The organism is Pseudomonas sp. NPDC087697 (assembly GCF_044743155.1).
GTDB lineage: Bacteria > Pseudomonadota > Gammaproteobacteria > Pseudomonadales > Pseudomonadaceae > Aquipseudomonas.
Genome location: NZ_JBIUVW010000002.1, coordinates 172,958 through 185,466, shown reverse-complemented (window position 1 = coordinate 185,466; position 12,509 = coordinate 172,958). Strand labels below are relative to the sequence as shown.

Annotated in this window: 14 protein-coding genes and 2 pseudogenes; 6 read left to right on the top strand and 10 right to left on the bottom strand. The window is 56.0% G+C overall.

The features are described 5' to 3' along the window. The first annotated feature begins 94 nt into the window (after positions 1 to 94). Both ACIPIN_RS03095 and ACIPIN_RS03090 read left to right on the top strand, forming a co-directional pair. On the top strand, positions 95 to 526 hold the full coding sequence (locus tag ACIPIN_RS03095) for a DoxX family protein (RefSeq protein WP_401115127.1): 432 nt from the start codon (positions 95 to 97) through the stop codon (positions 524 to 526). A gap of 27 nt (positions 527 to 553) precedes the next feature. Continuing rightward, complete coding sequence (locus ACIPIN_RS03090) at positions 554 to 1,129, top strand: antibiotic biosynthesis monooxygenase (protein ID WP_401115124.1); 576 nt, start codon at positions 554 to 556, stop codon at positions 1,127 to 1,129. Between the two features lie 70 nt (positions 1,130 to 1,199). Here the strand turns inward: ACIPIN_RS03090 and ACIPIN_RS03085 are convergent, their stop codons facing one another. The 4 genes from ACIPIN_RS03085 to ACIPIN_RS03070 all read right to left on the bottom strand — a co-directional run bounded on the left by ACIPIN_RS03085 (position 1,200) and on the right by ACIPIN_RS03070 (position 3,841). Next, entirely contained in the window at positions 1,200 to 1,685 is a 486-nt protein-coding gene (locus ACIPIN_RS03085) for an adenosine-specific kinase (protein ID WP_401115262.1), read from the bottom strand. 56 nt (positions 1,686 to 1,741) lie between these two features. Then, entirely contained in the window at positions 1,742 to 2,035 is a 294-nt protein-coding gene (locus tag ACIPIN_RS03080) for an Ada metal-binding domain-containing protein (protein WP_401115121.1), read from the bottom strand. Next, entirely contained in the window at positions 2,032 to 2,643 is a 612-nt protein-coding gene (locus ACIPIN_RS03075) for a DNA-3-methyladenine glycosylase family protein (RefSeq protein ID WP_401115119.1), read from the bottom strand. Before ACIPIN_RS03075 ends, ACIPIN_RS03080 begins: the two co-directional genes overlap by 4 nt. Positions 2,644 to 2,800: 157 nt before the next feature. Continuing rightward, a complete protein-coding gene (locus ACIPIN_RS03070; RefSeq protein ID WP_401115116.1) occupies positions 2,801 to 3,841 on the bottom strand; it encodes a DMT family transporter in 1,041 nt (346 codons plus the stop codon). A gap of 442 nt (positions 3,842 to 4,283) precedes the next feature. Between ACIPIN_RS03070 and ACIPIN_RS03065 the strand changes: the two genes are divergently transcribed. Continuing rightward, positions 4,284 to 5,711 carry a phophatidylserine decarboxylase associated domain-containing protein gene (locus tag ACIPIN_RS03065; protein ID WP_401115113.1) on the top strand — a complete coding sequence of 476 codons (1,428 nt, stop codon included), beginning with the start codon at positions 4,284 to 4,286 and terminating at the stop codon, positions 5,709 to 5,711. A gap of 225 nt (positions 5,712 to 5,936) precedes the next feature. Here the strand turns inward: ACIPIN_RS03065 and ACIPIN_RS03060 are convergent, their stop codons facing one another. The 5 genes and pseudogenes from ACIPIN_RS03060 to ACIPIN_RS03040 all read right to left on the bottom strand — a co-directional run. Next, positions 5,937 to 6,227, bottom strand: a complete 291-nt coding sequence (locus ACIPIN_RS03060; RefSeq protein WP_401115110.1) for a hypothetical protein — start codon at positions 6,225 to 6,227, stop codon at positions 5,937 to 5,939. A 519-nt stretch (positions 6,228 to 6,746) separates the two neighbouring features. Beyond that, positions 6,747 to 7,247: a GNAT family N-acetyltransferase gene (locus ACIPIN_RS03055; RefSeq protein ID WP_401115107.1), complete on the bottom strand. Its 501-nt coding sequence runs from the start codon at positions 7,245 to 7,247 to the stop codon at positions 6,747 to 6,749. Positions 7,248 to 7,640: 393 nt separating this feature from the next. Continuing rightward, a pseudogene (locus tag ACIPIN_RS03050) lies at positions 7,641 to 7,904 on the bottom strand (LysE family translocator); the annotation flags it as partial. Between the two features lie 197 nt (positions 7,905 to 8,101). Then, positions 8,102 to 8,647 (bottom strand): DUF2867 domain-containing protein, encoded by a 546-nt coding sequence (locus ACIPIN_RS03045; protein WP_401115105.1) that lies wholly within the window; start codon positions 8,645 to 8,647, stop codon positions 8,102 to 8,104. Positions 8,648 to 9,300: 653 nt separating this feature from the next. Beyond that, positions 9,301 to 9,669, bottom strand: a pseudogene (locus ACIPIN_RS03040) (LysE family translocator); the annotation flags it as partial. Positions 9,670 to 9,818: 149 nt separating this feature from the next. On the opposite strand from ACIPIN_RS03040, the gene ACIPIN_RS03035 reads away from it, so the two are divergent. Then, positions 9,819 to 10,154: a hypothetical protein gene (locus ACIPIN_RS03035; RefSeq protein WP_401115102.1), complete on the top strand. Its 336-nt coding sequence runs from the start codon at positions 9,819 to 9,821 to the stop codon at positions 10,152 to 10,154. Positions 10,155 to 10,301: 147 nt separating this feature from the next. Here the strand turns inward: ACIPIN_RS03035 and ACIPIN_RS03030 are convergent, their stop codons facing one another. Then, positions 10,302 to 10,787 (bottom strand): MaoC family dehydratase, encoded by a 486-nt coding sequence (locus ACIPIN_RS03030; protein ID WP_401115099.1) that lies wholly within the window; start codon positions 10,785 to 10,787, stop codon positions 10,302 to 10,304. 246 nt (positions 10,788 to 11,033) lie between these two features. Here ACIPIN_RS03030 and ACIPIN_RS03025 point away from each other — a divergent pair, with 246 nt between their 5' ends. Together ACIPIN_RS03025 and ACIPIN_RS03020 are read left to right on the top strand one after the other, a co-directional pair. Beyond that, a complete protein-coding gene (locus ACIPIN_RS03025) occupies positions 11,034 to 11,651 on the top strand; it encodes a LysE family translocator (protein ID WP_401115096.1) in 618 nt (205 codons plus the stop codon). Between the two features lie 33 nt (positions 11,652 to 11,684). Beyond that, on the top strand, positions 11,685 to 12,509 hold the full coding sequence (locus ACIPIN_RS03020; RefSeq protein ID WP_401115093.1) for a helix-turn-helix domain-containing protein: 825 nt from the start codon (positions 11,685 to 11,687) through the stop codon (positions 12,507 to 12,509).

Sequence of the window (12,509 nt, the reverse complement as noted above, 5' to 3'; positions counted from 1 at the left end):
ACAGCTGCACAACGGCGCAGTTCGCTGCGCCGTCACAGCCAGGGGCTATCGTGAGAGTGGCCTCCACGCCACGGATTCTTCAGAGAGTCAGACAATGAACGCCGCCCCCACGTTTTCCAGTAACACGCCAGCCGATTGGGCCTTGCTCTGGCTGCGGATTACGGGCGCAGCCTTGCTGCTCTGCGTCCATGGCCTGCCCAAACTGCTGAACTTCCAACATGAACTGGGCCTGATCGAAGATCCCTTCGGGCTCGGGGCGCATCTGACGTTGATGCTGGCGATATTCGCCGAGGTGCTTTGCCCACTGCTGATAGCACTTGGGCTACTGACGCGACTGGCCAGTTTGCCGATTCTTTTCCTGCTGCTGGTGTCACTGGTGCTGGTGCACCCGGAGTGGAGCCTGGGCGAAGGGCAGTTTGCCTGGTTGCTGGTGATTGTATTTGGCGCGCTGTTGATCGGTGGAGCAGGGCGACTCGCCTTGGGTGCACGGTTGGCGCGTCGCTATCCGCTGTTCAAAAACCTTTAAAAACCATCAGGGTCGGGAGAGTCAGTCATGAACATCGAACTGTCGGAAGGCGTGGTCACGCTGCTGGTGCGCCACCGGGTCAAAAAGGGCGGAGATGAGGCGTATGAACACTGGTTGCGTCGCACCATCGCCAAGGCTCGTACCTATCCGGGGCATTTGGGCATTGATGTTGTGCGCGGACAAAGCCAGGGGCTGGCCCAGTTCACCAGTGTGCTGCGCTTTGCTACGACTGAACAATTGCAGTACTGGCTCGACTCCGAGGATCGCCGCACGCTGGTGGAAGAGGCGCAGCCATTGCTCGCCGATGGCGACCAGACCGAGGTCAATGCCGACCGTGAGTTCTGGTTTACCCCGATCGATGCGGCTGCGCCGCCCCCACCGCGCTGGAAGCAGGCCTGCGTGACCTTTTTGGTCATCCTGCCCCTGAGCTTTCTGGTACCGATGCTGTTCAAGCCGCTGTTTGGCTGGATGCCCTGGCTGGGCGGCTATGTACAAGGCAATGTGCTGATCACCGCAAGCATTGTGCTGTTGGTGGTGTATGTGTTCATGCCACGGGTGACCCGCCTGTTCGGGAAATGGCTGCAGCCGAAACCCGGCCCATGAGCGAGGCCATTGATGAAGGCTCGGCAGCAAGAACAAGGGCAGTTTTAAAATCAATCTGCCCCGTTTTTTCTCACTGCTTGTAACCGATCTGCCGCAGCAAGTTCTTGCGCCACAGGATGTCTTCGTCGCCTTCAATGCCCTTGGCGCAGAAGCCATCCACTACGCCCAGGATTGCTCGTCCCTGTTCCGTCTCAGCGAGAATCACTTCAGTTGGATTGGCTGTCGCACAAAAGATATGGCACACCTCTGGAACCATTTTGAGGGTGTTCAACACGTTCAGCGGATAGAAACCGTCGCCGAGGAAAATGATGAAGCTATGGCCTGCCGCGATGGCGTGTGCATTTTTTCGGGCCAGTTCGATCATCGCTGTATCGGTGCCAGACCAACGCACCAGGCATTTGCCAGAGGCTTCACAAAAGGCCACGCCAAACGTGATACCTGGCACCGCGTTTACCAATGCTTCGTGAATGTCCTCGACGGACTTGATGAAGTGCGTCTGACCAAAAATGAAGTTCGTCGCTTCCGGCTTATCGATTTTCAACGTGATGAGTTGCATCTCAACGCCTCCTTTCACGATGTTGCTAGCAGAGCCTGGCAACAGACCTAGCATAGCTACTCATTTACCATTGCTCCGTCCACTGATGGCGTCTGGTCGAAAACTACCCTCCATTGCGCATAAGCCTGCGGTAAACACACCGCACACGGTCGATAACCGGCAGCCCGGGCGGTGGCCTCATCGGCAAAGAACACCCGATGCGCGACATAGCCGCCACGGGCAATGGCGCGCAGCGCAACTGGGCAGTCCAGTCGACCGAAGATTCGTGATCGTCGATGGCCGCCCAATTGTCCGGGGGCGGCGCTGTCTACTGACTTGCCCAGAGCGTTGAGCAACACAAAGCGTTTCATGGGTTCGGCACTCGCCACAAATACCAGGCCGCCACGGTGCGGTGAGGGCTCCATGCCTGACCGATATCGACCATCTGCTTACGGCTCGGCTGTTGCTCCAGACCTTTGAGGCGACGGTAGCCGTCGCGCACGCCAAAGTCGTCGACGGGCAGGATATCCATGCGTTCGAGGGTGTAGATCAACAGCATTTCGACAGTCCAGCGGCCGACGCCGCGCAACTGAGTCAGGCGATCAATCAGTACGTCATCGCTCATCGACAGCGCGCTTGAGCGATCCGGCACCAGACCCTCCAGCGCTCCTTGGGCGATGCCTTGAAGCGTGGCGATCTTGCTGCCGGAGAAACCACAACCGCGCAGCACCTCGAATTCGCAGGCCAGCAATTGCTCGGGCGTAGGGAAGGGCGATTCGGGAAACAGCGCTAGCAAACGCCCGAGAATCGCATCGCCGGCCCGGGCATGCAGTTGCTGATAAGCAATGGCCCGAACCAACGCTTCATAGGGATCGCGGGCCGGTTTCGGCTGATGCAGGCACGGACCGGTTGCTGCGATGTGCCGCGCCCAGTCCGGGTCGATGGCGCACAGGAATTGGCTGGCGTGGTGATAGGGCATGGGTGTTCCGACTGAAGTTTAGGCACTGCGAGCAGATTAAAGGTCTGCTCACAGGATCGCACCCGGTCTCTTGCGCTCAAACTTTCGCAGAGGTTACGGCGCCATCAAGCCATTCAACCGTCAAAACTCCAGTGGCGTGGGGTTGCCCGGGCTGACCTCAATGCTTGTGCCGGTGATGAATATCCGGGAAGTGTGGATGGCTGTGGCGGATCTGCGCATGCTGGTGAAAGTGGCTGTGAGGTTCGGTGCCGTCCCATTCAGCGTCGTGCTCATGCTGATGGTGTTCATCGTGAACATGTCGATGGTCATGGCTGAGCGGGTCGTGCTGATGTTCGTGGGCATGGTTTTCATGAAGGTGAATCCATACGCCGATCCCCATCAGCATGGCGGCGATCCAGAACGTAACTGACACCGGCTCGCCCAGAAGCACAATGGCAATCGCTGCCCCCAGAAACGGCGCGGTCGAAAAGTATGCACCCGTGCGCGCGGTGCCCAGGCCGCGAAGGGCGAGCACGAACAGCACCAGGCTAATGCCGTAGCCCAGAAAGCCGACCAGGAGTGTCGGCGCGAGCGTGGCAACGCCCGGAATTTTGGCCCCGAGAAACACCGCAATGGCGCAGTTGACCGTCCCGGCAGCGAGCCCCTTGATGCCGGCAATAAATAGCGCATCGGACGCCGAGATCTTGCGGGTCAGGTTGTTATCGATGGCCCAGCAGGCACAGGCCAGCGCCACAGCCAACGGGCCGATCCAGCCCTGGGTCTGCGCCGGACCTTGTGGCCAGGCGAGGATCACTCCGCCAACGGTGATGGCCAGCATCCCCGCAACGATTCGCCGATCTGCGTTCTCCTTGAACACCAGCCAGGCCAGCAACGCTGTCAGCACCGATTCCAGATTGAGCATCAGCGATGCCGTTGCCCCCGACGTCAGGGTCAAACCGAACATCAATGCCACCGGGCCGAGCACACCGCCGAAGGCGATTGCCCCGATCAACCACGGCCACTCGCCGGCCGTCAGGCCGGTTGCCTGCCAGCCGCGATCACGGATAAACCTGACAAGAGTCAAACCGATGCCACTGCCCAGATACAGCAACCCGGCCAGTAAAACCGGTGAGACGTCCACACCCAACAGCTTGGCCAGCGGTGTGCTGGCGCCAAACAGTGCGGCTGCGCTCAAGGCGTAGAAAATGCTCAGGTTCATGGGCTTTCGTTCCACTGATGTTCATTAGCGCAATAGATGCACGGCTAAACCTGCGACAGCGCAGGCAATCAATATCTCAATTACACCACGATCCGCTCTTCGCCGGCGGCTCTGGACCAAAGCAGTCGTTCAGATCCTGGAAAATAAATGTGCCTCCTTTCAGCCAAAAGCTAGCAGGAACGCCTTTACCAACTATTGTGAACAACACTTCTATACGGTCATCCGGCCACTGCAACGCCCCTCCCTGGACAGGGATAGCACAGAGGACAAGGAATGTTGCCCACCCAGCCCGTTAAATCATTATCACGCCTGAAGGTGTGAGTTCTTGCCCCTTTTGGGGGCTGTTTAGAGCGAGCAGTTACACAACCGCAGTCTGGAATGGCGACTCTAAAAATTGCCTGGATGGAGTTTTTGGGAGTTCCTGAATTTAAAGGAGTAAGCAATGACTCAATTCGATAACCAGATATCAAATCCAAAACAGCCTTCGAAGGAAGCCCGCATAGAAGGAACTTCGTCCAGCCTTCTCACGCTAGAGAATGCCGGGCCTATCCAGATGGGCTTCTGGGTTCCCAACCGTGTGTGGGCGACTGCCCGGTTCCTCGTCCCGCTTCGCGACTTTATCGCCGAGAAGAAAAGGGCCGGTACGCTGGCCCCGATGCAACCTCAGATAGCTGAATTCAAGACTTGGGTGACAACGCACAGCGTGTACCGCATGTGGGTCATGTCGATGATCGAGCAGTCGAACGCTTACGTCCTTACGCTTGATGAAAAAACCAGGGAGGAAATTAAAGACGCGGACGGCGACGCTGTCTGGATTAAAGGCTACGACAGCTTCTTCGAGATTCTCAACGAGATCATCACGACTTCCTCGTCGTTCAACGCGACGGCCCAGGTCGGCACTCCGATGAATGGCTTTCTGGCGGTTTCGATGGCCACTGAAGCGGGCGTCGCGTTGTTCCACGATATGACGTTCAACCTTCAATTCAAGAAGGTGCTCAATGCGTGGAACACATTCCTCAAGAGCAGTGCCTCGCTCGACAAGCTCGACATCAATGACCCCGAGAAAGAAGGCTCATGGATATCTGAAGCTGCATGGGAGGCCGGTGTGTGGGATCAAATGGAATGCGACCCCGAGAAGCCGGGGTATGGTTTTGATTCATGGAACTCGTTTTTTATTCGCAAGTTCGTGCCTGGCGCGCGTCCGTTCCAGGGAGATCCAAAGACCCAGATCGACATTGGCTGTGAGACCACGCCATGGCAATACGAAAATAACGTCTCGCTTGAGACCGATTTCTGGATCAAGGATGTCAACTACTCCTTGCTAGACATCTTCGGGGGACAGGAACGGTGGGCGAAGCCTTTCGAGGGGGGGCAAATCTACCAAGGGTTCCTGTCTGCGACACACTACCACCGTTGGAATGCACCGTTAGACGGCACCCTTGTGCGTTCATGGGTGCAGCCGGGAACCTACTTCGCACAGCGCCCGGGACAAAGCGAGGGCAGTGGCACCTGGGAGGGCACCGAATCGCAGCCCTACCTCGGCCATGTCGCGGCCCGCGCCATCTTCATCTTCGAGCACCCGTTATGCGGCTACGTCGGGCTCATCTGCATAGGCATGGTCGAGGTGTCGACGTGCATTATTGAGCCAGAGTTCATCGTCGATGAGGGGGCTGAACCCGTCAGCATCACCCGCGGCACCGAGATCGGACACTTCGAGTTTGGCGGTTCGACGCACATGATGGTCTTCCAGCGAGACCGCGTGCGTCTCGAGGAGTGGGCTGTCAACGCAGTGCAGCACCAGAACGATCCCCAACCTACGCGAATGGGCAGTGTCATCGCCACGGCGCTGGATAAAACAGTATCAAAGTAATCTGATGGCTGACAAAGGACTCCGGCGCTATCGCGCCGGTGCCCTGAGCCCAAGCGTCAGGCACGGCGGGCCATCAGCAACACCGACGCCGCCGGCAACAAACCGGCGCAGCAATGGTTGAAAATCTGCCCCAATCTGATGGTTTGCGGACGATCACATCTCTGCGAAGCAAAGATACAAAATTTGCGACAGCGATAGTGTCGTGAGATCAATCGGAAGGGCGCGCTATTTGATCTGCACAATGACCGGACCTTCCGTTACGATCGGCGGGTTCGCGTGGATATTCGAGGCATTTTTCTGAATCCAGTCGCGCGCGACTTTCAAGCTCGCATCGCTGCCGGCCTTGTCCGTGCAAACAGTCACCGCCGTAACGCCATCACCCGTATTCAGCAGTGTGTAGCTTACGAGGCCAGGCACTGTCCGCAGGGTAGCTTCGACGTCGGCCTTGCGCTCTTCCAAAAGATTGAAAAGCTGCTTTGCTCCAGCACCCAGGTAGGTTCTTATAACCGCATACATAGTCGTCTCCTTGGGGAGTTACCGTCTTGATGCCAATCCAGATCCGCTGATGGCCGCTATCACTCAGGTTTCAGTTCGTCCCGATGTATTCAGCTTAGCCAAACGCCGGCGACAAGCGAAATGCAACGACCACCGGCTACTTTTGGCCGATTGTTGCCTGTCGCGAAAGGCTGCAATCGACCCAGGCTGCCTGTAACGTGTACGAGCGTGATCAGGCCTGGCCTCTCGGCCGCCTCTAAGCATTTCATTCCCAAGCTCACAGTGATACAGCAGAAAGCCCTTGCGTCATAAAGAACCTATCTGGCCTAAGGCTGACTGTTGAGCTTTTGTATACCAACATAACATCCGTCACTTCTCTCCTGCTTGATGAATCAAAATACTCACCCGCCCTCGTTAATCAGGTTTAACCAGATAGCGGGAGATGGTGAGTCTTAACTTACCAATGAATAAAGTCGGAGGCTCTCAAACTTTCGCCGAGATGAGAAGAAGAGAATTGCAAATCACGTCCGAAACATGTTTCTAGATCGAAAGGATGAATCGGCATTCGTCCTTCGTTTTGTCCATCCAAGATTTATGTTCAACTAAAAATCCGCACCGATTAAGTACTTTTCTTGAGCCAATATTATTCTTGTATACATTGGCAAGCAGTTGCGTAAGGTTCCAGTGCATCTGTGCCTCTTGGATTAGATGCTTCAGTGCCAGTGTTGCTAGTCCCTGCCCGCAAAAGCGTTGATCAATCCGATAGCCTACTTCTGCGGAACCCTTCGGTGAGTTGATGCTCTTCAAATTTGCTCGACCCACTATTCCCTCACTGGAATCTTCGATAACAAATGGGTGCCAGGCCCCGATAGCAAAATCGGACAAATAGCTCTCAATATGATCGGCAACCCCCTGCAATGAGTAGAAGGCAGGGTCGCGCGCATCAATGTGAGATTCGAACCATTCACGGTTATGGATTTCGAATGTCAGTAACGCTTCAATATCAGTATTTTCCAGCTTGCGAACTCTGAATGTATTCATTGGGTCGCATCTCCTCGCTTAAACTATCCTGGTTTTGAGTCTCTGCTTACCGAGTCTTATCAGTCTAAATGAGATAATCAATACTTTTTTGAAGTCAATGGTACCAACACAACATTTCTCCAGATTTTCAGGTCACGTTGGATTAGGTCGGCTCTTGGCCGGTTTCTACCGGTCACACCCGGCCGGAATCGACCGAGGCTGCGTAAAAACGTTTTAGAGCAGGTTTGACGGTTAGAACCAGAACGAAAATTGCGTTCCTACGTAAATTTCAGGTCGCTGATTAACCAAGCACTGGCAGATTTTACGTAGCAACGCAGACTTCATAACAGCGCCTGCGTTTTTACACAGCCTGGGCCGAAAACTGCTCATCAAGAGTATCAAGCAAGGCCATCATCAGGCCCGCCGCGCCATCAGCAACACCGAAGCCGCCGCCGACAACAGCCCGGCGCAGCAACGATTGAAAATCCGTTTGCCTCGCGGTTCGGCAAACCAGCGACGCATGTGCAAACCCATGTAGGCGTAGGCACTGATGGCGATCCACTCCAGACACAAAAACAACGCACCCAATACTGCGAATTGCGGCGTCACGGCTTGCGTCGGGTCGACGAACTGCGGGAGGAACGCGGTGAAAATGAGAATGGCTTTGGGATTGCTGGAGCCTGGCTTGATTTTTTTCGTCGGCGCGGGTAGCTGCTATCGACCCTTTGCCGTCGGTCATGCTTCCCGGAAGCTGTCGTTCAACGCCGAGCTAACAGGCCGCAACCTATGCCGCGCAGCGGCAGTCTTCGGTTGCGGTCCGGGTTGAGGAAAGGGTTAGACCTCAGTTGGCCGCGCATGATGATTTGGACTTTGGCTTACGCCTCCGTCGCCGACGGCCAGCCGATCCGTGCCGCACTACGAAGATTGGACTGAACGACTAAGCGATGAAACGGGGCAATGAGAAAAATATAGAGACGACCTAAGCGATTGTGGCAATGAACAACGGTCGACAGAATCAAGTGACGTTTAGCTCCCGGCGACGACTGACCGGAACACAGAACAGAGAGCCTGAAGTCCAGGTGCTTGTCGTCTTCTCCAAGAACAACTTCAGTTGGACTTGTGCTGTAGATCTTAAAGATGCCGAGTCGGCCCGCTCCGCTCTCCGCATCCAGTGATGCGAGATGCTTAGCTGTCTTGAGGCCGAAACCGGCTACGAGCGCGTCTCGAACCGTCATGAGGCTGCTGACCCAAGGCGCTTGGTGAGCGAAGATGAACCTCGCCAACAATTCGGGATTGGTTGACGCTCCGGTGGGAAGCTCGATCGAGTAAGCGTCGGCGAGATTCATCGATGCGTAGGCTTTAGCAATCGCCGACTCTGGAGGAAGCGACACAGATGTTGCGTGATGGTGTTCGGTTGACATGTATGCGGCCTATGGTTCGTTTCTGAGGTCTAACGCCGAGCTGACCGGCACGCTTGCGTGACGGCGTCGAGTGACAAGTTAAATTTGGGTCTGAACTGCATAGACGACGAATTCTTCTCCACTCAAGTCGATAGTCTTTTTCCACACGTGCTTTCGATTCGGCACTTCTGAAAACTCGCCTCGATATGCTTTCTGTGACAGTTCACTTTTTAATGCCGGAGTAAGACCTGACAAGGCATTTGGCGGCAAATTTCCAGACCAACTCGAAACAAACCATTTGAAATTGCTGTAGCTGCCCTGCGCAGCATACATTGAGCCTTTAAAAGCGACGATGTATGTGTAGAGCGGCATATTGAAATTTAACTGTACATTTCACAGGCTTGACCTGTCCATCATGCGCGGACGCTGATCGGATGACAAGCCGCTTGGGGCTTAGCGTGCGGGAGATCGGTCGATTTAACAGGAAACATAAAAATCCGAGAAAGACGGACACCTTTGGCGCCAGTCCATGTCGCGACGGTGTATGTGAAGATTGCATCATCAGCAACAAATCTGCAGTTGGAAGAACTCAAACGGCAGTTATCTGAGAAATTGCTAGATGGCAGCTTCTGGCCGAAAGCGGTCCATTTAGAAAATTAATATTGGCAATCGTCTGGCTTACCGGCCGCAACCAAGAACTCTTGCCGGGCCAACGCCATGATGCCGATCGGTGCGCTGGCGACTGCGCTTTCAGCCTGCGGATTGGCTCATCAGAGTTGAAACGCCAGGTAGAACAGATACGCCGCACCAAGAATCTTGATCCCGTAAAACAGCAGCTCCGACGTTTGTAGCACCACCGCCAGCCCGGCCGAGGCCAACGCAATCATCCCGGCGAACGCCAGCAAACGTCCGAGCCCGGCTACACAGGACGTGCGGTAGCCGTATCGGGTCGAGTTGCTGACCGACAGCAGATTGTTCGGGCCAGGCGCCATGTTCAGGGCGAAACAGGCGGGAAGGAATAGTGTGAGCGTGGCGAGATCCATGGCAGCCTCCAGAAGCAGGGGCGGTATTTTTATCACAGCTGACGGGCGGGTTACCTGATTTCAAAGGTGATACCAATTTGCCATCTCGTCCGTTAAAGTGTGCGCCGCTCGAGAGATGGATCCCGGGCTTTTCTCATGGAGTTACATCAGTGAAACACCTCAGCAAAGTGGTTGCCGTTGCCCTGTTCGGCCTGGTTTTGGCGGGTTGCACCGGCACCTCGATGAAGACCCAGCACTATGACAGCAGCCAATACACCGTTCTGGGCCACAGTGAAGCGAGCGCCACTGGCATCCTGCTGTTTGGCTGCATCCCGATCCAGCAGAACAGCCGTTTTGTTCGTGCTCAGGACGCGGCGATCAAGGCCAAGGGCGGCGACGCAATGATCAACACCCAGGTGCAGGAAAACTGGTTCTGGGCTTGGGTCCTGACCGGTTACACCACCAAGATCTCCGGTGATGTGGTCAAGCTGAAAAACGTTCAGTAAGCGCAGTACTCAGCCTGCTGGCGAGTGCGCTCTGACGTGAATAAGCCCGGTTTAGCCGGGCTTATTCGTATGTACTCGTTGCGCGAAATGGGGGAGATACATCCATCAAGTCATAGCCATTGCGCAACGCCATGGCCAGTCATTGAGTTAACAGGGAGCTGTAGCTCCACCATTAGTGGGATCCCCCTCCGAAAGCATCTGCATCAGGATTTCTCGCTCCTTCACGCCAGGCACTACGCCGCTGGTTTCTGCTTCCAGTACGGTGATTCCTTGCTCATTGGTCATCGTGATAGCTGCCGTAGCTCGACCCCGATCATCCATTGCCTTGATGACCCAGTGGCAGGTGATGGTGTCGCCGGCATAGACCGGCTTCTTGAAGTGGAACGTCATGCCGGAGGCGAGCCAACCGATCTGCCCGCCGATCTCGGTGACCAGACTGGCCGTCAGCAGGCCATGGGAGATCGGCGCCCTGAAGCGACGGGCCTCGGCGTAGCGCGCATCGAAATGGACCGGGTTGTAGTCCCGGGAAATTCTGGCGAAGACCTGGATGTCTTCCTCGCAAAAATGGCGGGAGACGGTGAAGCTATCGCCCACTTGCAGTCCTTTCACGGCGCGCTGTCTGAAGCTGATCACTGAATAATCCTTCATCGTTGTGTGTGGTTATTGGCCACTCATCAAACGGAAAACCGCGTGAGCGTGTTCAATAAATAAGTGCGTTATTGCCACGTGTCAACCCGGTAATCCGCCACCCACAAACGTACAAGCCAGGTCATCAGTGGCTTGCGTAGACTCGGACGATTCTTTCACGGATAGATGGCGCGGACACTCGGCGACGCTTCCAGGCAACAGCGTTATTCCTTCGTAAACTACAGGCACGTCATGGAAATTTTTCTTTACGCCTTCAGCGTCATGTACAGCCCCGGCCCGGTCAATTTCATGGCGCTGAATGCCGGGTTGACCGGAAGGTTTCGTCGTTCGCTGGGCTTCTTCGTCGGTGTGGGATGTGCGTTGTTGGTTCTGTTTATCCTCTTCGGCTATACCGGTGAGGCGATTATTTCCCAGGCGGCGCTGCCTTACATTTCGCTGGTCGGCGGTATTTACACGCTCTATCTCGCGTACCAGGTCTACACCGCGACAACCGCAGTTCCTGGGGAGGCCAACGAACAGTCGGCCGCGCCGCAGCAGACCCTGACTTTCTGGAACGGTTTCCTGATCCAGTTGCTGAACCCCAAAGGCATCATGGTGGTGCTACCGATCACCAGCGTCATGCTGCCGGCCTCGCATATCACCGGCGCCTCGATCGCCATGGTCTCCGCGTTGCTGGCGATTGCCGGTGGCGGGGCGCCAGGAGTCTATTTGTTGCTGGGTGCTATCCTTGGCCGACGTATCACCCGGGAGTCCTGGTTCACGGTGTTCAATCGTCTGATGGGGCTCGCGCTGGTGGTGTGTGCTTACTTCATGTTTCACGAGTTCTACCTGCACGTTAAGATTCTATAAGTGAGTTCCATGACCAGCGTTTGCGGAGGCAACTTGAACAGGCAAGATCGCCATTCGGAACGGGACTGGGTCAAACATGCGCCCCAGGCCTCGAAGGTCGAGCGGTTCGAAGCGTTTTTCGGCGGCCATGCCTTCGACCCTCATCGGCACGATACGTACGCCATCGGGCGAACCGTCTCCGGCGTGCATCGTTTCCACTACCGGGGTGAAGCGAAACTGTGTTTGCCCGGTGAAACCATGATTGTGCATCCGGACGAACAGCACGACGGTTGCGCCGGTTCCGAGTCGGGCTTCCGTTATCGGGGTGTGTACGTACCGCCGTCACTGGTTCAGCAGATCGTGAAGGGCAAGCCGCTGCCGTTTTTCAAGGCAGGCGTGACTCAGGACACACGACTGGCCGCTGCGGCCGATGCGCTCCTCAATACGCTGGACGCCGAGCTGGACCCGCTGGCGGAAGATGATGCCCTCTACACCTTCGTCATTACTCTGGCAGAACTCGCTGACCAACCCCTCGCAAGGACCACCCAAAGCTTTGCAGCGGCAGCGCGAGCTCGCGAGTACATAGAGGACAATCTGGACCGAGCGATTACGCTGGACGATCTCGCCGACTGTGCCGGACGGGATCGCTGGAGCTTGTCGAATGACTTCCGCCTGTTTTTCGGCACCAGCCCGCACCGGTATCTCACTTTGCGGCGCCTGGACCGGGTAAAGACGCTAACCCATGCGGGGAAGGCGCTATCAGATGCCGCGATCGAGGCGGGTTTTTTCGACCAGAGCCACATGTCCAGGCACTTCAAGAAGACCTTCGGCCTTTCGCCTTCACGTTGGTGTAACCCCTCGAAAGCGCTCGACCACTGA